This window comes from Lutispora sp. (genome assembly GCF_041687175.1).
GTDB lineage: Bacteria > Bacillota > Clostridia > Lutisporales > Lutisporaceae > Lutispora.
The window spans coordinates 14,406-35,361 of the sequence record NZ_JAWLCK010000010.1 but is presented as its reverse complement, the minus strand read 5'-3'; the positions used below and the strand labels follow the sequence as shown (position 1 = coordinate 35,361).

The following is a 20,956-nucleotide window of genomic DNA, read 5'->3' as shown; positions in this document are numbered from 1 at the left end:
GTGATTAGTGCCGATATAATCTGAAAAAACATTGACATATAAAAGCAAAAATTATAAAATAATATTGAACATATGAACAACTATTCATATGTTCATATTTGGACGAGACTTAATTAAGCCAAGTCCAGTGATAAAGGAGGTAATAGTATGGGGGATGATAAAGCAAAAATCGACAGCTGTGAAATAAATATAATACACGAAGACATAGTAAAAAGAATAAGTGAGAATATGCCAGATGAGAATTTGTTATATGATATGGCAGATCTTTTTAGAGTATTTGGGGATAGTACAAGGGTAAAAATACTGCATGCCCTTTTTGAATCAGAGATGTGTGTATGCGACATTGCAGCTCTCTTAAACATGAACCAATCTGCTATATCTCATCAGCTTAGGGTATTGAAAGGGTCAAGACTGGTAAAGAACAGAAGAGACGGCAAAGTAGTATACTATTCTCTTGATGATGAACATGTGAAACATATATTTGACCAAGCTATGGCTCACTTGAAGCATAAGTAGGCAAATGGGCTGATGGGCCAATGGGCAATAGGCAAATGGAGGATGTCATTCTGAGCGCTAGCGAAGAATCTAAAGCCCAAGAGAAATACCTAAATTCCGCGTGCCACGTGCCGTGAACCACACCCAAGAGGAATACCATAGCTTATTGACCAGCGACTAGAGACTAGAGACCAGCGACTGACCTATAAGGAATACCCAAGGCCACGCATATTATAAGGGGGAAACATCATGGAAGGAAAAATAAAAAGAGAATTTATTATAAAAGGTCTTCACTGCGCCAACTGTGCAGCAAAGATTGAAAGGGGCATTCAAAATATTCTAGGAATACATAGTGCTTCCATAGACTTTGTTGGCAAAAGGCTGGTATTGGAATACCAAAATTCTGCAGATGGAGAAAGGATAATAGATGAAACAATAGATATAATAAATAGAATTGAACAAGGTGTAGAAATCGTTGAAAAGAAATTGGCACACAAGGAAGAAGTGGAAGAAAAAAGCACCATAAAGTTGGAAATATCTAAACTCATAGGAGCTTTAGCAATATATGTTGCTGCTATCATGTTTAAATCCTCAGAAATAGTAAGATTGTCACTGTTTGTAGCAGCTTATCTGTTAGCAGGATGGGAAGTAATATCAAGTGCATTGGGAAATCTTTTTAAGGGTCAGTTGTTTGATGAAAACTTTCTTATGACTATAGCTACCATCGGAGCCTTTGCCATAGGAGAATATCCCGAAGCTGTAGCAGTAATGATATTCTTCAATATAGGTGAAATATTTCAAGATATGGCGGTGGACCGCTCCAGAAGATCTATCAAGGCTTTGATGAATATAAGACCTGACCATGCCAACCTGGTATTAGGAAACACTATAGAAGAAGTTTCCCCCGAAGATGTAAGAGTAGGAGATATAATACTAGTTAAACCAGGTGAAAGAGTACCTTTGGATGGTACTATTGTAAAAGGTGAAGCATCTCTGGATACAGCTGCTTTGACTGGTGAATCCATACCAAGAATAGTGAAACCAGGGGATGAGGTTCTTAGTGGCTTCATAGTAAAAGATAAAATCATAACATTAAGAGTAGATAAGGAATACTCCCAGTCTACCATTGCAAAAATACTTGACCTTGTAGAAAATGCGGCTTTGAAAAAGGCTCCTACAGAAAACTTTATAACCAAGTTTGCTAAAGTATATACACCTATTGTAGTTTTTACAGCGTTAGGTATCGCATTTATACCTACTTTGATTTACGGTTTTGATACTTTCTCCCAATGGCTCTACAGAGCACTGATATTCCTGGTTGTGTCCTGTCCCTGTGCATTGGTGGTATCTATACCCCTTAGCTTTTTCGGAGGTATTGGGGGAGCTTCCAGAAAAGGCATTTTGGTAAAGGGAGGCAACTATCTGGAAGCTTTGAATAATATTCATACAGTGGTATTCGACAAAACCGGTACCCTTACTGAAGGAGTATTTAAGGTGAATGAAATAATTAATGAAGGAGATTACGATGCGGAAGCGGTATTGGAATATGCTGCAACAGCAGAAAGCTTCTCTGATCACCCTATAGCCCTTTCCATAAAAGAAGCCTATGGAAAAGATATAAACGCAGCTATGATTAAATATCATGAAGATATGACAGGAAAAGGAATCAGGGTCAAAACTGAATCAGGTGAAATACTGGTTGGAAATGAAAAACTAATGGAAGCAGAAGGTATAGCCTATAAAAGAGTTGAAGCCTCCGATACCATAGTCCATGTTGCCATAGAAGGCAAATATGCAGGATATATCCTTATATCCGATAAGATAAAGAAAGACTCGGCAGATACTGTGGAAGCACTGAAGGAAGCAGGTATAAAGAAAGTTGTGATGTTGACAGGTGACAACAAAACAACAGCCATAAGAGTAAAAGAAGAGTTAAATCTGGATGAAGCCTATTATGAACTGCTTCCCCACGAAAAGGTAGAAATCCTGGAAAAGATAAAAAATGAAAAAAGAGAAAAAGGAAATGTAGTATTTGTTGGAGATGGAATAAATGACGCTCCTGTTCTGACCATGGCAGACATAGGAATAGCCATGGGAGGCCTGGGATCTGACGCCGCCATAGAAGCTTCAGATATAGTGCTCATGACAGATGAACCTTCCAAACTGGTTGAGGGCATAAAAATCGCAGCTTTTACCAGAAAGGTAGTATGGCAGAATATCCTATTCTCACTAGGGGTGAAGCTAATTGTGCTGATTATGGGAGCATTGGGCTTTGCTAATATGTGGGAGGCAGTATTTGCTGATGTAGGAGTAGCTCTTATTGCAGTATTGAATGCTATGAGGGTCATAAGGAACTAGAACTTAGAGTTTAGAACTAAGGGAGCTAGTTTCAGGTAATAAGCTTAAGCAGCTAACAGTTGAAAATGAAAAATTTAACAAAAAATCGGTAATATATGTTACCGATTTTTTATTTTACTTAAATTAATATGGATATCAAACTATAAAAAATGTCTTCTGGCAGGTTGTTTTACTAATCAAATATTAATTTACGGGGGGATGAATTATATGAAGATCAGGACTAAGCTTTCAATAATATTCGGATCATTTACTATTCTGATTCTAGCGGTTGTAGGTTTAAATTATGCTACATATCTATCATTAGACAGTGATGCCAATTTTGTTAATTCAGCAGGAAGACTAAGGGCTGGAAGCTACAGAATGGCTCAGATTTCAGCAAATATAGTCATGAATCCTTATTTGAGCAATGATTATAAGAATGAACTGGAAGATAGAGCTAAGTCTTTCAGTGATTTGCTGACATCCCTTATGGAAGGAGACGATCATCAAGGATTAAAACCTCTTGAGGATGAAAAAATCAAAAATCAATTACTAGATATACAAAATCAATGGGAAAATAATTTTAAACCTGCCTATATGAAGATCAAAGATAATGAAGATATGCAATCCCTTAGCTATATCAACAATAATATATCCGACTATGTATCACAGATAGATAAAATGGTCAGTGATTATTCTTCAATATCACAGTCAAAGGTAGCCAATGCGAAAAATCTGAGTATGCTATCTTTCCTAATATCACTGTTTCTTATGGTTTTTGCGATAATAATAATCAAAAAGGATATTATCGCAAGTATCAACATGATTACCCAGCAGTTAAAAGAAATATCAGAAGGGAATGGAGATTTGACAAAATCTATAAAGGTAAAAAATAAAGATGAAATTGGCACTCTTACAGAATATTTCAATAAGTTTGTAGGGAGCATAAGGGATATAGTGATCACATTGTCTCAATCTTCAATTACTCTTGCTGATTCAACTGGTTCTATATCAGAGACAAGCAGTGAGCTTGCAAAAACTACAGAAATGATTGCTAATGCTGTAGTAGGTGTATCTGAAGGCAGTGCAAATCAATCAGCTATGGTAAAAAAATTGACTGATTTGATTGATAAAATGAGTTTGGATATAGCTAATGTCATAAATAAAGCTAATCAATTGCTTATGGAATCGGAAGAATCAAAGAATGCTGCAATGGATGGAAATTTCACTATACAAAACCAGGTTCAAGAGCTTGCCGAGGTTGTAAAAAGCACCAAAGAAGTAGCTGATACAGTAAATGAGCTTGAAAATCATTCCCGTGATATAGGAAATATAGTGGTGATGATTGATTCAATTTCTAAGCAGACAAATCTTCTTGCGCTAAACGCTTCTATAGAAGCTGCAAGAGCAGGAGAAGCAGGTAGAGGCTTTGCAGTTGTGGCAGACGAAATCAGAAAGCTGGCAGATGAAACAGCGAAATCAACGGAGCAAATTGTAAAAATCATTAATAATATCACGGGACAAACCTCCAAAGTCAAGACACGAATGGATGAAATGGAAAACAAGATTGCAATGCAGGAAAGAAGCATGCATGATGTACAGGTAAAGCTGGATAAAATTGTTGAGAAATCAAATATAACATATGATGAAGCTGCAAAGATAGAGAGCATCAATAGAACTATCAAAGATAATTTCACTGTCATCAATGGATCAGCCAAGAAAATATCGGAGGTAGTTGAAAAGAACTCGGAAAATACTCAGGAGGTAGCGGCTGCAGTAGAAGAGCAAACAGCATCCTTCCAAGAAGTTTCAGCTAATATGGCTCTAATGGATGAACTTTCAAAAAATCTAAATGAGATAGTGGCCAGATTCAAAATAGAATAACAGGCATGAGGAGGCTTTAGCCTCTTCATGCTTTCTTTATGCACTCAATCTTCTTATAGGTTTGTACAATGCAGCTGCCAGAGGAAGTGCAACAATAGCACCTACGGCAGAAGTAATAATTGAACTTGGTATATTGAGCAAAGCCGCTTCAAACTTTCCTATAACAGCTGTCCAGGCTGCTAAATATCCTACGAGAGTCCAGGCAGCACCAGCTATAACGGCGAACACATTTCTTATGAAACTTTTACCCTGAGCCCCACCGGAATGAGCAATGCGGCCTACTATATATCCTGCCAGGCCCTTGATGAAGAATGACCATAATGTATAAGGGGAAAAGCCCATCAAAAGATCAAAGAAGGCTGAGCCTATAGCTCCTCCAAAGCCTGCATACACTCCACCGAAGAGCAGTGCTGTGGTGTATATGGCTGCAGAGCCAAGATGCACCATTGCTCCATTGCCATAGGGTATCTTTATGGTAGTGCCTATGGTGCAAAAAGCAGCCAGCATGCCTATGATAACAATGTCTCGAATGGTAAATTTTTTATTCATTTATTATTTCACCTCTACCAAAATTATTTGCATTGCTAAGTTCAAATAGCATATTCTCTAATAAAATACCTTCTCTCACAGGGGTTTTAGCCATATAGGTTTTCTCAACAGCCAAAGACACAAATCTGCTGGCTCCGCTTACAGCCTGAGGTAAATCGAAGCCTTTGACAATATAGCCTGTAAGTGCACTGGCAAATATATCACCTGTTCCCGGATACTGAGCCGGTATATGTGTATAATTTACTTTCCAATAGGAATCATCTTCTTTGCTATATCCAAAATTTCCGTAACTTCCCTCTGAAATCCTTATTCCTGTAATAACCACATTAGCCGGACCTAAATCAGAAAGCTTTTTAAGCAAATGCTTCACTTTCTGCAAGTCTAAAGGCTTGTCATTATAATCCTTTCCTGCAAGCAAGCATGCTTCTGTCAAATTAGGAGTTATAACATAGGCTTTTTCTATCAGGGAAAGCATACCATTCTTTATATCTTCGTCAGTTATTTTATAAAGCTTTCCATGGTCTCCCATAACCGGGTCAATTACTATCAGCTTGCTGTCGTTGTTTTCTATAAGTCTTTTTACTAATTCTACTTGCTTTGCAGAACCCAGAAAGCCGCTGTATATGCAGTCGAATTTTATATTTTCCTCTTTCCAGCAATCAATGGCGTGTTCCATTTCATTTGTAAGCTCATAGAAGGTGTAATTATCAAAGCCTCCGGGATGGCTGCTCAATACTGCTGAAGGCAAAGGGCAAACCTGAATACCCATGGATGATAGGACAGGTATTACTACAGAAATAGAACTCCTACCGAAGCCGGTTACACCATGAATGGCAGCTGTCTTAGGTATTGTGTTTTTCATGGGACCCTCCTCTTTTGTGTAAAAAATAAAATCAAATGCATAAGTAGCATCTGATTTTATTCTAAAAGATTATATAACAATAATGAATATAACAAGGGGGTAATAAACATGATTTTATAATTATTATTAAAAGTGTATCGATACACTAATCAACCTCCCAGGGTTATGTCCTGGTGGTCATACCACTCCAAAGCTTCCCAGAAGTGTTGGGGTTTAAAATCCGGCCAATAATCATCTATAACATAGAAATCCGAATAAATAGATTGAACAGGTAAAAAGCCACTCAATCTCCGCCTTCCACCCCAGCGAATAATCAAATCCACCCTGGATACATCTTTGGATTTTATGTAATCTGTAATATTTCTTTTAGTATTCTTAGCCATCTTCAGATAGCTTAAATCCCACTCCCAACCGTAATTCACCAGAAAGTTTACCCTTATCCCCCCTTTTCCAAAGGTTTTTCTGGTAGTATAAGGGAGCAGCTCTTCAGGAAACATTGGCGAATCACTGTTTCCGATTACCAATAATTCTGCATCTTCATTAGAAAGCAGCTTTACTGCATGGATGCAGGCCTCGGTAAATGCCTTTCTCTGCTCCACGGGTCTCTTGGTATTATCTACGGTGAAACCATAGTAAGTCAATTCATAGATGCCAACTTCTTTACAGAGTTTAAAGAGAGCTAATCCTGGTTCGGTACCTATCATATATCCCTTTTCCTTGGTCAATCCCTTGGACTCTGCCCATCTTCTGTTTCCATCGGGTATGACACCAATATGCTTGGGTATTCTCAATACAATTCACCTCAAGGATATTATTTACCCTTAGCAAATATTAATACACCTCAACATCGCCATAACGGTATCTTACTGGGGAATGATCCAATCCGCCGTTTGCTTCTACAATCCATCCTTCCATATGGCATTTATAATTTAAACCCATATTGTCTTTGGCTGTGATATACATGATTATTTCATCACCTGCATTGCATTGGAGTTCATAATCTTTCAGCAGCACATAGAATCTTTCATATTTTGATGTGTCCTCCAACTTCATAGGGAAAGTATCAATGACCTTGCCATTTAGCTCTATATGGAGATTTGCTTCTTTTATTGCGGTGATATCACCATCCGGTTTGGAGTCGTTAATAAGCTCGTATTCATAGGTTATAATTTGTTTTGTGCTCCCTGCATTCCGCCTTATAGAGCCACCTAATGAATGGGGCCTTAACCTTGCTGCATATTTGTCTGCAACTGAACGAATGGTATCCAGTTTTTCAGTTTTCTTGTTATTTTCACCTTCGATTACCAAATCAATATTTGCCTCATCAAATATAGAAATACTGGCATTTGCTGTAAAGATGATATTATCCTCAGTCTCTGCAGGTATAAGCTGTGGACTGTCTTTGTCTGTATTTATGAGGAAATAGAGCTTTTCCCCCTCTTTATAAGCTTTAGGTATGACACTGAGAAGGTAATCTACTTTTTTGTCCTTTATACCCATATTTTCATACTTAAACTCATTTACAATGCTGGCTTCCTTCTCCAACGTTCTTTCTATATCGTTTATGATATTTGACATATTATTAATTATAGAATGCTTCAGAGAATTTATATCACTTTTTAAATTTCTGATTTCATTTTTCAGTGAGCCAATATCTAAGGCTGCCTTCATATTCAGGAGCAAAGATGCTATAAGTATTACTGTGACCCATCTAGGTAATTTCATTGTCTTGACCTCCTTATTTTAAAATTTTATGCCCCATTAATATGATTATATCATTAAAAAATGTCATCAGCCCATATATTACGAAATCCAAAAAAATAATGATGATAAAAGGGCATAATAATTTAAGGAACTTTTTTATATGGACTTATGTCTAATTATATGCAGCTGTAGATTAAGAATGGGAGGTATTCATGTGAAAATAAGAAAATTTGTTATAATTACAGCATCTGTTGCAATACTAAGCTTTGCTACTATGGCTTTCGCAGATCCGGTTATAAAGCTTGTGTTAAATGGACAAGAATTGAAAACTGATATAGCACCAATTCCTGCGGATGGCAGGGTTATGGTGCCCATAAGAGTTATATCTGAAGCTTTGGGTGCCAAAATTGAATGGGATGCTGAGACCAATTCTGTAATAATCGACTCAACTGAATTGGAAGCCAGGAAAATGCAGATAGAAAAGCTGGAAGAGGCTGTGGAAATTCTCATGCCTCAGGATCAGCTAAGCGTAGCCAAAACATGGGCAGAAGGTGTTAAAAGAAGAAATGGAGTATTGCAGTATTCTGTAATGTCACCGGAACTTCAAAAACAGAAGTATGACTATTTTGTATCATTGGGCTGGGTAACAGGCACATCAAGCCCTTGGGTTGAAAGCTATGAGATAACAGAAAAGTACAAATCCGAAAAAACATACAGATATGAAGTTGAATTCACCTATACAGATTCAACAGGAGCTAAGTTTACAGAAAAGCAATTCATAACTGTAAAGGATTTTGATGGTACCTGGCTGATTTCTGATATAGAAAACATAGATGTAAAGGGTAAAATAACAGAATTGACCTTTGGTAAGGATAATATGCTGGAGAAAATATTTGTGGAAGACGATGCACCAGCAATGGGCTCCTATGACAAAGCCAATGTTTTAATAGGAAAAAACACCAAAATATATAAGGGTTATTCCGATGAAGAGCTAAAACCCAGCGATCTCAAAGAGGGTATGAAGGTGGAAGTGGACTTTGTAGACGGTCCCATGATAATGATCTATCCCCCTCAGGCTGAAGCCAATGTAATCAGGGTAATTGAATAGTTAAAAGTGAATGATTTGTAGTGGTTGCGTATGTTATTCTTGTTGACATAAACGCAACCACTTTTTTTAAATATTTATAAAATCAAGAGCTTTATCGTTAAGAAATATAATTATGAATATATTATTTTATCAAAAAATTTGCATTAAATTAATATAACAGACTATTTTGAGAAGGTAATGAATGGATTAATGTAGAAATATTTATGCGCGACAAATTCCGACAAATAGTAGAATATAATGATGATTTTGAGGTGGTGTATATGAGCAGGTTATCCCAGATCAAGGATGCAGTACAACAGTTTGCAGAGGCAACAAGTGCAGCCCTTGGGCTAGATGTGGAAGTAGTTGATGATAACTTACAAAGAATAGCAGGAACAGGTCATGCATACGACTTAATCGGGAAATTTATCCAATCACGAGGAATAATAAACAGATTTTTATTTAAAGACACCAAAAAAATAATTATTGATAAGCCTGGTGCATGTGAGTATTGTCAAATATGCCCCAAGTACGGTAAGTGTATTTATAAAATGGCTGTATATTCATCTATTGAATATCGATCTAAGGCGATAGGTGTTATTGGTTTGACAGCGATGAATGATCATCAGATTAAGCTTATAGAACATAACAAATATGCCATGCTTGACTTTGTTGATAAAATTGCTAATCTAATCAGCCTAAAAGTTAAAGAGCATGAAATGCTTAAGCAGGTTGAGACTTATGCACAATTTATGCATATAGTTATAGATAACATCAATAAAGGAATCGTTATACTAAACAAAGATCATATAATAGTTGACATAAATAGTTACTTAATCGAAAAGTTAAGTACCAAAAAAGTTGAAATAATTAATAAGAATATCCGAGATATTTTTCCTAATATAAATCTAGTAAAAAAGAAAACCAATACTACTACTGCAGACAATGAATACCAAGAAATTGTTTATAGTAATAAAGGTAAGCAAATATATTTGCTATGCATGACTAAAACAATAATCGTGGACAATCAAATTGAAGGGATAATATGCTTAATTGAAGATTATAAGGATACAAAACAATTAGATTATGATATTTCAGAAAAACAACGGCAGATATCATTAGCTGATATCGTTGGAAATGATACTAACTTTATAGCTTTTAAAGAAAAGGTGCTGGATGTCGCACGAAATGATTCAACGGTTTTACTGACAGGGGAAACTGGGACAGGTAAGGAGCTTTTTGCCAGAGCCATTCATACAGAAAGTATGCGTAAAGATAAGCCTTTTGTAATCATAAACTGTGGAGCCATTCCGGAGTCGCTGATAGAAAGTGAACTTTTTGGATATGAAAAAGGAGCTTTTACAGGAGCAAAGAATATTGGAAAACATGGGAAGTTCTACATAGCAGATAAAGGCACAGTTTTTCTTGATGAAATTGAAACTATGCCGTTATACCTACAAACTAGGCTGCTTAGAGTTATTGAAAATCAAGAGATAGAAAGAGTAGGTGGCATTAAAAGTATACCTATCGATGTAAGGATAGTTGCAGCTACCAATGTAAGATTGGATGAGATGGTTAGAAATGGGCAGTTTAGAGAAGATCTTTACCATCGTTTAAATGTGGTAACATTGTTTATACCGCCTTTAAGAGATAGAGGTGAGGATATATTGGTTCTAGCTCAACATTTTATTGAAAAGTTTTCAAAAAGATTTAAAAAGGATATATTTGGACTATCTGAAGAGGTAAAAAAGATATTTTTAAACTATCAATGGAAAGGTAACGTCAGGGAACTACAGAATACTATCGAGTATGCTATTAATATGGAACATGGTAATTATATCACTGCAAAAAATTTGCCCTTCCAGTTTAGACAAACCAAGAGTAATAACAAATTTGTTACTCTGGAGGAACGAGAGAAAGAATATATAAAAAAGGCTTTGGATGAGTTCGGATGGTCGGAAGAAGGAAGACTAGAGGCAGCAAAACATTTGGGCATAAGCAGGGCAACTATTTATCGAAAAATAAAAAAGTATGGTTTAGTTTGTGGTTCAAATAGCAATTTTTTGTGATTTAATTGTTTACTGTTACTCAATAAAAGCAAGGCTTTATTATGCTGTTTTTATGTAGTACCAGGAAATAAATGTTCCGATAACTCCTACTAATCCAGTTGCTATAAAGCCGAAATTTAAACTGGTTGTATCAATTAAAAGTCCTACTATTATAGGTCCGATAAATGTTCCTAATGCAAAAATTGCTTGATAAATTCCCATAGCAGTACCTCTTTTCTGGTATTTTACGTTCTTAATGCTTAATGCCATCAATAGCGAATAGACAATATGCCTTCCAAATCCCCCTACAAATTGAATTATATAAAAAATAAATATCTTATTAATAAAAGGTGTAAGAAAACATGATAATGAGATTATTGTGTACCCCAGTATTATTGTTCCTTTTTCACCAAATTTTTTTGCAAAGAATGTACCACTCATTGCAGATGCTAAGATTCCTGGAAGGTTAAAAATAGTAGCTAACATGCCAATTTGAATATCATTGGCTCCAATGCCTTTTGCAAATAAAGGAGTAAAGCCATATATAGTAGAGAATGTTATGAATTGTAAAGTCATCGCAATAACTGAAGCTATTATTAGATTTCTGTCCTTAAGAATTTCCATTAGAATAGTAAATTTAATTGGCACGTGATATTCATTTTTCTTTTCATATATAAAAAAGCTAAGTAATAATGCTATTGTACTCGCAACTGAAGCAAGCAAGAAATTATATTTTTGATTGAAGCAATGTGATACTATACTACCTATCAGTAAAGCGGATACCATAGAAAAAAAGTCAAAGCTGTTAAGTATACCTATGGGTTTTGCAACATTATTATCACTAAAATAACTAGCAAAAAGTACAGTGAAGATAGCCCAAGTTGCAGAAGCTATTCCTGATAATGAACGAAAAACTATTAAAGAAGTTACATTTGTAGAATACCACATACCTAGACTGCTTGTTAGAGAGGTAAAAAGACCAAGAATAATAAATACTTTTCGATTGTTAATAGCATCAGAAAATATACCAATAGGAATTCTACACAACATTTGGGTAAAACCATAAGAACCTATTACTATTCCTACTAGCTTATAAGAAGCTCCCAAGGATTCCGCATATGCAGGAAGAATAGGAACATATGTGTATAGGGAGAAACTGTATAGGCTGCTTACAACACAAAACAAAATCGTACTATGCTTATTGCTATTCATTTATATCATACCTCAAGATAAATGTTGTTACTATTTCAAACTCAATAATATTTAAAGCAATTTTTATGCCATGGCTTTGTGTTCAATAACAAAGTAAAGCTGTATAAGAAGTATTATAGTTTAGCCTTTTACATAAAAAGAAAGAGGTAGATAAAAGAATAGCATGGATGATGCATAACAACATATCAGATTGAGATATAACATCTCAATCTGATATGTTGTTGCAACTAAGTATTGGAGACAAGTTAGCATTGTATATAAACATATCAAATTGAGACATAACTTAATGGGATTTATACAGTAAACTAATATAAAATATTTTGGATGAAATTTAAAATATTTTTGTGTTTGTATTCAATAGTAGCTTGATTTCCTTATAAATCCTTAAAATAAATGATGAGTTTTTAGAAATATAAGTAGTTTTCAGAATAATAAATAATCTTTGGCATAATAGTTGCTCTAATAGTTTATAGAGCATTTAATCATCATCATATATTTTAAGGAGGAAATAAAAGTGAGCAGAAAAGTAGAATTCTTATATCTACAACAGGAGGATTGTGTTAAAGCTGGCGGCTTTGATATGAGCGGTACCTTAAAAGCAGTTGAAAGGTCATTCTTCCTACATGGGAAAGGTGATTATATTCAACCAGGTAAACCTGTTATTAGATGGGGTGGTCCAGAAACTGAAGAAACAACTGGAAGAATAATGTCCATGCCTTCTTTTTTAGGTGGATCACAATACGCTGATGAGTTAATAAAAAGAGGGTTGATAGGCCCTGTAAATACATCAGGAATAAAATTTATTCCTAGTAGACCTCACAATCCTAAAAAGTATGGCTTACCGAGGGCAAATGCTGTGATAATTATTGTTGATCCTGATACATTAATGCCTGTTTGCATAATGGATGGTACTCTCGTAAGTGCTATGAGAACTGGTGGAGCTTCAGGTGTTGCAGCAAAGTATTTGGCTAATCCTGATTCAAAGGTTATGGGTCTAATAGGTGCTAGCGTACAGGGAATTACACAGGCATGGGCTATGAAAGAAGCATTGCCTTCATTAGAGGTATGTAAGGTTTATGATTTGAATCCAGAAACAAGCAAGAAGTTTGTACAAGAAATGAAAGACAAAGTTGATATGGAGATAAAGATAGTAGATAGTGCTGAGGAGGCCTTTAGAGATTCAGATGTAGTAAATACAGCAACAATGGCGAGAGCTCCTTATGTAAATTCTGAGTGGTATAAGGAAGGCGTATTACACTGTGAAATTTCCTTCTGGGATACACCTCCAATAGCGTTAAAGGATGTGGATTTTATCGTGGTTGATGATTGGTATCAAGTAACACATCACGGTGTAGACGTTAGTGCAAGGGCTGTAAAAGATGGAATAATCCCTGAATCAAAAATTAGGGGAAATCTTGGTGAAATAATAGTTGGAATAAAGGAAGGAAGAAAAGATAAAAAGGAAAAAATATTCTTTAACCCAATAGGACTAGGTATACATGACCTTTCTGAAGCATTCAGAGTATATGAAAATGCTAAGAAAATGAACATTGGTAGAGTACTTCCTTTATGGGATAACCCAATACTTGGATAACTATTTTAAACTCTTTGTTAATAATTACAAAGAGCAATGCTATATAAACATTTTTTACAGGAGGAGGAAAAGTTGTGAGCAAAATACTTGAACAAATATCCGAGAATGTGCTAGAAGGCCAGACCAAAAAGGTAGTCGAATTGGTAGAACAAGCCATAAATGAAGGCTGTCCTGTAAAAGACATCATAAATGAAGGCCTGATAGCAGGAATGAATGAAGTAGGAGAATTATTCAAGGAAGGGGAAGTGTTTGTTCCTGAAGTTCTAATTTCTGCAAAGGCTATGAACGCTGGAATGGAACTCTTAAAACCGTTAATACAAGACGGAGATGTCAAAAAGATCGGAAGAATTGTAATGGCTACAGTTAAAGGTGATCTTCATGATATCGGCAAAAAATTAGTTGGTATGATGATGGAAGGCGCAGGATATGAAATCATAGATTTAGGTGTTGATATACCTCCTGAAAAGATTGTGGAAGCCATAAAAGAATATAATCCCGATCTTCTTGGTATGTCTGCAATGCTAACAACAACAATGGTTTCTATGAAGGACACTATTGAAACGTTAAAAGAATCAGGACTATATGAAAAAGTAAAGGTTATGGTAGGCGGGGCGCCTGTAACACCAAACTATGCGGAAGAAATAGGAGCACACTATTCTGGAGATGCAACTGCAGCAGTTGAACTTGCTAACAATCTTATGGGTATATAGGAGGTGTAGTTAAATGCGAAAAAGACAAAATCCTTTTCCTGGAGGATTGGAAGGTGGGCTTTATAAGCCTTTGACACAGGAAGGAATTATGAAAATTCACAAAGCATCTATGAAGGTGTTCGAAGAAACAGGTATACAGGTAAATGACGAAAGAGCATTAAAAGAATTCCATAATGCAGGCGCAGATGTAGATTTTAACAAAAAGATTGTTAGAGCATCTGAAAGCTGGGTACTGGACAAGATTAAAACAGCTCCGTCAAAGGTTACCCTTTATGGAAGAGAAGATAAATATAATATGGAACTAGATGGTTACAAAGTATACATAGGCACAGGTGGTACAGCATTAAATGTTTTAGATATAGATACAGGCATGAGAAGGCCATCTACGTTAAAAGATGTGCAAATGGCAGCCAGGTTAGTAGATGCCCTTGATAATATCCATTATTTTGTACTTTCCTGCTATCCTAATGAATTAGACAAAAAAAATGTGGATGTAAATAGGTTTTATGCAGGGATAAGAAATACATCAAAACATGTTATGGGTGGAGTATATACAAGCGAAGGCATCAGAAATATAGTTAAATATGCAAGCCTAATAGCTGGAAGCAAGGAAGCATTGTTGAAGAAGCCTTTCATATCCTTTATAACATGCATTATGAGTCCTTTGGTAATGGATAAGGATTATACTGATCTAATGATCACTGCAATAGAAAGTGGACTTCCTTTAGCTACACCTACAGCACCGATGGCAGGCTCCACCTCTCCAGCAACACTTGCCGGAACTCTGGTACAAATGAATGTAGAGGCATTAAGCGGTGTGTTGCTTTCACAGATAATTGATCCAGGTCATCCGGTATTGTATAGCTGTGTGCCTACAACAACAGATTTGAGGACAGGAGCATTTTGCTTTGGTTCAATAGAAATGGGTATGATGAATGCTGCATGTGCCCAACTGTCACGTTTTTATAATCTACCTAATTACACTACTGCCGGAGTTAATGAATCAAAGATACCTGATATACAGTCCGGTTATGAAAGTATGGCTACCACAATGCTGTGTGCATTAGCCGGCTCAAATTATATTCACGATGCTGCAGGTTTAATTGAATCAGGTCTAGCTATTTCCTACGAGCAATATGTTGTGGATAACGATATACTTGGCATGTGTATGAGAGCTGTTAAAGGAATTGAGATTAATGATGATACTTTGGCAGTGGATGTTATAAACGAAGTAGGTCCGGCAGGCAACTATTTGTCAAATGATCATACAGTTATGAATATGAAAAAAGAATTTTTCTATAATACAGTATCTGATAGAAATACAAGGTCTAGATGGGAAGCTGACGGTTCATTAGATGGAAGGGAAAGAGCCAGAAGAATAGCTAAACAAATACTAGCAAATCATAAACCTCTCGGAGTGGACAAGGCTATAGAAGATGAAATATTAAAAGAGATACCTGGCATGGTACAGGAATGGATTGACTAAGCGGCTGAAAAGGAGTGAAGCATATATGACTGGAAAGGAACGCGTTCTCAAAGCACTGAGTTTTGAACCTGTAGACAGGACACCATGGGTACCCTATGCAGGTGTTCAGGCTGCAAATCTTATAGGTAAAGATGCGGAAGAATATTTAAAGAGTGAAGATAACATAGTTAATGGAGTTTTAAAAGCATTTGAGATGTACAAGCCTGATGGGCTTCCTGTAGCTTTTGATTTGCAGATTGAGGCTGAAGCTCTAGGTTGTGATCTAAAGTGGTCGAAGCAAAATCCACCTGCTGTTGCAAGTCATATACTGAGTGAAAAGAGCTTAAAGGAATTAAAGCTTCCTAAAGAAACAGACGGACGATATCCTATAGTTTTGAATGCAGCTAGAAGGCTATCAGAAGCCATAGGTGATAAGGTAGCACTATATGGTATCATATGTGGGCCTTTTACACTTGCGTTACATCTTATGGGAACAGAGATATTCACTAAGATGATAGAAGAGCCGGATGAAATATTTGAGTTAATGGAATTTTGCACAGAAATCGCAAAGGATTTCTCAAAGATGTATTCCAAGACAGGCATAGACATAATAGCCGTAGTAGATCCTATGACATCCCAGATATCTCCAAGACATTTTAAGAAATTTGTAAAGCCCTATCTGACGGATTTAAATAGAGCTATCAAAGTTCTGGGACTGAAAGCAACAATTTTCTGTTGCGGAGATGCAACTAAGAACATTGAACTGATGTGCCAAACTGAGCCTGATGGTATAGCATTTGATGAAAATGTAGATTTGGCATTTGCAAAAGAAACAGCCTCAAAATATAAAGTATCCTTTGGCGGTAATATGCCCCTTACTACAATCATGCTATTTGGATCACCAGTAGAAAATATTGAGGAAGCAAAAAAAGAGCTGGCCATAGGCAAAGGCTTGGGATATATACTTTCTCCTGGCTGAGATATTCCATTTGATACTCCGGTGGAGAATATATCAGCAATAGGTAATTATATGCAGGGCAATTTTATGTCCCTTGAGGACTTTAATACTGAAAGGCAAATGACAAAAGAAGAAGAAGAGGACCTGGATGATGTTATAGTTGAGCCGGGAAAAGTGTTTATTGAAATTGTAACGCTGGATTCTGAAGGATGTGCTCCTTGCCAGTATATGTGTGAAGCAGTTAAAAAGGTATTGCCTAAGTATGGAGAAAAGGTAACATGGAGAGAATCTTTAGTTAAAACAAGAGCGGGCATAAAAAGAATGGCAAAGCTTGGTGTTAAGAATCTTCCGGCCATGTTGATAAATAATGAAGTAGTATTTGATAACATAGTTCCAGCTGAAAAGCAATTGATAGAAGAAATAGACAAGAGATTGAACATATAACCTTAAAAGCAGTCTTGCAGTGGATAAAAGGTGTGCTTTACCCACTGCAAGATAAAAATTAATTGACATATAAGGAAAGTAGGTGGAAAGTATGATAATACAAAATATTAATCATCCGACATGAAAAATATAGGGTGATGGTTTTAGTATACCCGCACCCTATCAAAAGAAATAATGTATTTATAAAACATCTCAAGAAATATTATAGAACAATTCTCCTAAAGTCACAATGAAATTAAGATTGAAAGGTGGGTTTTCATGTCTACTTTTGGCCCATATGAAATGCTCTTAGATTTTGCATTTATGTCAGTACTTCTTTTTATAGCCCAATTCTTAAGAGCTAAGATAAAGTTAATACAAAATCTGTACTTACCATCATCGCTGCTGGCAGGTGTTGCAGGGTTGCTGCTGGGACCCCAATTTGCCAATGTAATTCCTTTCACCAGCCAGGCAGGAAGCTATCCATATTTATTAGTTGTAGTCCTTTTTGCTACCTTATTTATAGGAAATAGCGAAAAGCAGTCCTTAAAAAAGGTTATTAATGATGTTGGAGATACCTTTACTTTAAATATGGCAGCTGAATTTGGACAGTTTGGTATTGCATTGCTTGTTGGTGGTTTTATTATGGCAAGCTTGTTCCCTGAGGTGACACATGTATTTTCATTATTAATGCCGGCTGGTTTCGTCGGAGGTCATGGATATGCAGCTGCTATAGGCGGAACATTGGAGCAGATGTTAAATTGGGATGAAGCTGTAACCATAGGTCAGACATTTGCTACATTTGGATTATTAACAGGTGTTTTTGGAGGTATAGTTTTAATTAATATTGCTATAAGAAATGGTTCAACAAGACTTGTTAAGAGTATGAGTCAAATGCCAGAGAGCATGCGAACTGGATTGGTTCCGGAGAATGAAAGATCAGTTATGGGAGAAGATACTATCAATCCAATGGCTATGGATCCTCTTTCATGGCATGTGCTTTTAGTATTGATAGCAGTTCTTGGTGGATATTACGCCTCTGAATTTTCTGCAAAGATTTTGCCTGGTATTACTTTACCCATGATGAGCTTGTCTATGTTAGCAGGTGTAATACTTCAGTTTATATTAAACAGGACTGGTTTTGGTAAATATGTTGATAAAAGAATTATAACAAGAATCGGAAGCTCAGCATCTGATTACCTGCTTGCTTTTGGAGTGGCTACAATCAAGATATCGGTAGTTATTAAATATGCTTTGCCTATACTGGTATTATGTATCCTTGGTTTCACAACATGCCTTTTCTTTGTATATGGCATGGGAAGAAAGCTATTTCATAACTTCTGGTTTGAGAGATCCATATTTATCTATGGTTGGACAACAGGTGTTGTGGCAATAGGAGTCACACTACTAAGAATAGTTGATCCGGAGTTTAAGAGTAAAACCTTAGAAGATTACGGCATGGCCTATGTATTTATATCAATAGTTGAAGTATTCATTGTTTCGATTACACCCGTATTCATATCTCAAGGCTGGTCAAGTGTATATATAGGTGGTGCTGTACTAACTGCAATATTCTTAGCTTTGATGGCTATTACTGCAATTAAATATGGAATCAATAAGCAAAAAGTAAACGAACTCAGAGTAGGAGAAGAAGAAATAATAAAACAATATATGAAGGAAAAATCCATTAAAGGAGATAATGTGTTTACAGCATAATGCTATTAAGGCTGCAGGTATATTATTTATAGTATACCTGCTTGCCTATATAGGAGAAAAGGGAGATGCAGATTGGATAAGGTTATAATCAATATTCCTCAATTTAATAAAACCATAGAAAGTGATTCTGGAGCTACGATTATGGATGTTTTGAACAGTGAAGGGCTGATTATGCATGCACCATGTGGTGGCAAAGGAACTTGTGGTAAATGTAAGGTACAAATAAAAGGGAGCGTTAACGACTTAACTGAATATGAAAAAAGAATATTGGCTGATGAAGAGATAAATAAAGGAATACGACTTGCTTGTAGAACTTGCTTGTCAGGTGATGCGGAAGTATATTTACTGGAAGACTATTCGATAGACGAATCAAAACAAAACCTTGAGAGAGTAAAGGTTTATTCTCGAAATAGCTCCATAATAAAAAAATCCATTCAATTGGATATTCCAAACCTTAAAAATAATTATTCAACTGCTGATTTGATAAAAAGAAAACTATTAGTAGATGAAATTGATTTGAATATAATGAGGGAAATATCCCGTTATATAGATTGTACAAAAGAAGTTACAGTAACACTGTACAAAAACGAAATAATAGATATAGAAAATGAAGACAGCAAGGATAAGATATATGGCTTGGCAATAGATATCGGTACAACGACCGTTGTATGCTATCTAATGGATTTGAATAGATATGTGCAGATAGCCGTAAGCTCTATGCAAAATCCTCAAATAGGTTATGGATCTGATGTTATATCAAGAATTGATTTTGCTACAGGAAATACAAAAGGACTAGACATATTAAGGGAAAAAATAATTTCTGGTATAGATAGATTGATAGACGAAGTAACTATTAAGGCTGACATAGACAAAAGATATATATATAAATGTGTAATAGCAGGAAATACGGCTATGACCCACATTTTTTTGGGATTAAGCCCAAAAAGTCTATCTAGAATACCTTTTAATAGTGTAACAAAAGATGCAATAATTGTTGATTCAAGTACAATAGGCATAAAAAATATGAATAAAAGGGGTAAGGTAGTTGTTTTACCAGGAATAGGCGGATTTGTCGGGGCTGATACCATCAGTGCAATGATAGCAGCAGACTTAATTAATACCATGGATAATAGATTGCTTGTAGACTTAGGAACCAATGGAGAGATAGTATTATCTACCCCAAAAGGCAGGTATGCATGCTCAACTGCTGCAGGACCCGCCTTGGAAGGAGCTAGGATAAAATATGGTATGCAAGCCTTTAGCGGAGCTATAAATACTTTTTATATTACTGATGATTTTAACTACACAACCATAGATAATTCTAAGCCGAAAGGTATTTGTGGATCCGGTTTAATAGATATAGTAAGTGAATTTTTGAGAGCCGGTATTGTAAAAGAGAATGGTAGAATTGTAGAACCTGATGAAATAAGCAATGAGAAGTTATCTAGAAGAATAATAAAAAATGGAAAGAGCAAAGAAGTAAAGATAACAGATAATGATAATTTTGAAGGTATATATATAACCCAAAAAGATATAAGAGAATTGCAACTTGCAAAAGGAGCAATTAGAGCCGGAATCAACATATTATTGAAAGTTGCTGGATTGAAGATTGAGGATATTGATGCAATATTACTTGCAGGTGCTTTTGGTAATTTTATAGACAAGAAAAGCGCATTAAACATAGGGTTATTCCCTCAAATAGACATCGAGAAAGTAATTCCCCTAGGAAATGCTGCTGGTGATGGTGCAAAGATAATATTGTGCGACTCAGAAATGCTTAATATAGCAAAAAAATATTCTGATACCACCAAACACATTGAATTGACTATCCAACCAGATTTTCAAGAAGAATTTATGGAAAGCATGTATTTAAGATGAAATAAGGGCTAAACAGAGATTATGTATTTATCAA

General features: G+C 35.8%; 17 protein-coding genes. 12 read left to right on the top strand and 5 right to left on the bottom strand.

All coding sequences use genetic code 11. The features are described 5' to 3' along the window. Positions 1-147: 147 nt before the first annotated feature. The 3 genes from ACESM9_RS03270 to ACESM9_RS03260 all read left to right on the top strand — a co-directional run bounded on the left by ACESM9_RS03270 (position 148) and on the right by ACESM9_RS03260 (position 4,716). Positions 148-516, top strand: coding sequence for an ArsR/SmtB family transcription factor (locus ACESM9_RS03270; RefSeq protein ID WP_372995250.1), 369 nt, complete (start codon positions 148-150; stop codon positions 514-516). Between the two features lie 228 nt (positions 517-744). Then, positions 745-2,853, top strand: a complete 2,109-nt coding sequence (locus tag ACESM9_RS03265; protein ID WP_372995248.1) for a heavy metal translocating P-type ATPase — start codon at positions 745-747, stop codon at positions 2,851-2,853. A gap of 207 nt (positions 2,854-3,060) precedes the next feature. Beyond that, positions 3,061-4,716, top strand: coding sequence for a methyl-accepting chemotaxis protein (locus ACESM9_RS03260; RefSeq protein WP_372995246.1), 1,656 nt, complete (start codon positions 3,061-3,063; stop codon positions 4,714-4,716). 36 nt (positions 4,717-4,752) lie between these two features. On the opposite strand, the gene ACESM9_RS03255 is transcribed toward ACESM9_RS03260, so the two are convergent. From ACESM9_RS03255 to ACESM9_RS03240, 4 genes are all read right to left on the bottom strand, one after another. Then, entirely contained in the window at positions 4,753-5,265 is a 513-nt protein-coding gene (locus tag ACESM9_RS03255; protein ID WP_372995244.1) for an ECF transporter S component, read from the bottom strand. Next, positions 5,258-6,127, bottom strand: a complete 870-nt coding sequence (locus ACESM9_RS03250) for a pyridoxamine kinase (RefSeq protein WP_372995242.1) — start codon at positions 6,125-6,127, stop codon at positions 5,258-5,260. The genes ACESM9_RS03255 and ACESM9_RS03250 overlap by 8 nt, the downstream gene beginning before the upstream one ends. 149 nt (positions 6,128-6,276) lie before the next feature. Continuing rightward, entirely contained in the window at positions 6,277-6,918 is a 642-nt protein-coding gene (locus ACESM9_RS03245) for an undecaprenyl diphosphate synthase family protein (protein ID WP_372995240.1), read from the bottom strand. Positions 6,919-6,958: 40 nt separating this feature from the next. Then, a complete protein-coding gene (locus ACESM9_RS03240; RefSeq protein ID WP_372995238.1) occupies positions 6,959-7,852 on the bottom strand; it encodes a hypothetical protein in 894 nt (297 codons plus the stop codon). 193 nt (positions 7,853-8,045) lie between these two features. Between ACESM9_RS03240 and ACESM9_RS03235 the strand changes: the two genes are divergently transcribed. Further along, complete coding sequence (locus tag ACESM9_RS03235; protein ID WP_372995236.1) at positions 8,046-8,939, top strand: copper amine oxidase N-terminal domain-containing protein; 894 nt, start codon at positions 8,046-8,048, stop codon at positions 8,937-8,939. A 260-nt stretch (positions 8,940-9,199) separates the two neighbouring features. Then, entirely contained in the window at positions 9,200-10,987 is a 1,788-nt protein-coding gene (locus ACESM9_RS03230; protein WP_372995234.1) for a sigma-54 interaction domain-containing protein, read from the top strand. A 39-nt stretch (positions 10,988-11,026) separates the two neighbouring features. On the opposite strand, the gene ACESM9_RS03225 is transcribed toward ACESM9_RS03230, so the two are convergent. Continuing rightward, the gene (locus ACESM9_RS03225) at positions 11,027-12,178 is read right to left on the bottom strand and encodes an MFS transporter (RefSeq protein ID WP_372995232.1); all 1,152 of its coding nucleotides are present in this window, start codon (positions 12,176-12,178) and stop codon (positions 11,027-11,029) included. A gap of 514 nt (positions 12,179-12,692) precedes the next feature. Between ACESM9_RS03225 and ACESM9_RS03220 the strand changes: the two genes are divergently transcribed. The 7 genes from ACESM9_RS03220 to ACESM9_RS03190 all read left to right on the top strand — a co-directional run bounded on the left by ACESM9_RS03220 (position 12,693) and on the right by ACESM9_RS03190 (position 20,922). Then, complete coding sequence (locus ACESM9_RS03220; RefSeq protein ID WP_372995230.1) at positions 12,693-13,772, top strand: ornithine cyclodeaminase family protein; 1,080 nt, start codon at positions 12,693-12,695, stop codon at positions 13,770-13,772. A 74-nt stretch (positions 13,773-13,846) separates the two neighbouring features. After that, complete coding sequence (locus ACESM9_RS03215) at positions 13,847-14,482, top strand: B12-binding domain-containing protein (RefSeq protein ID WP_372995228.1); 636 nt, start codon at positions 13,847-13,849, stop codon at positions 14,480-14,482. A gap of 13 nt (positions 14,483-14,495) precedes the next feature. After that, positions 14,496-15,968 carry a trimethylamine methyltransferase family protein gene (locus ACESM9_RS03210; RefSeq protein WP_372995226.1) on the top strand — a complete coding sequence of 491 codons (1,473 nt, stop codon included), beginning with the start codon at positions 14,496-14,498 and terminating at the stop codon, positions 15,966-15,968. Between the two features lie 25 nt (positions 15,969-15,993). After that, the gene (locus ACESM9_RS03205; RefSeq protein ID WP_372995224.1) at positions 15,994-16,926 is read left to right on the top strand and encodes a uroporphyrinogen decarboxylase family protein; all 933 of its coding nucleotides are present in this window, start codon (positions 15,994-15,996) and stop codon (positions 16,924-16,926) included. A 66-nt stretch (positions 16,927-16,992) separates the two neighbouring features. Then, positions 16,993-17,349 (top strand): thioredoxin family protein, encoded by a 357-nt coding sequence (locus ACESM9_RS03200; protein WP_372995222.1) that lies wholly within the window; start codon positions 16,993-16,995, stop codon positions 17,347-17,349. Between the two features lie 258 nt (positions 17,350-17,607). Continuing rightward, positions 17,608-19,044 carry a sodium/glutamate symporter gene (locus ACESM9_RS03195; protein ID WP_372995220.1) on the top strand — a complete coding sequence of 479 codons (1,437 nt, stop codon included), beginning with the start codon at positions 17,608-17,610 and terminating at the stop codon, positions 19,042-19,044. Positions 19,045-19,116: 72 nt separating this feature from the next. Beyond that, positions 19,117-20,922 carry an ASKHA domain-containing protein gene (locus ACESM9_RS03190; protein ID WP_372995218.1) on the top strand — a complete coding sequence of 602 codons (1,806 nt, stop codon included), beginning with the start codon at positions 19,117-19,119 and terminating at the stop codon, positions 20,920-20,922. Positions 20,923-20,956 lie beyond the last annotated feature (34 nt).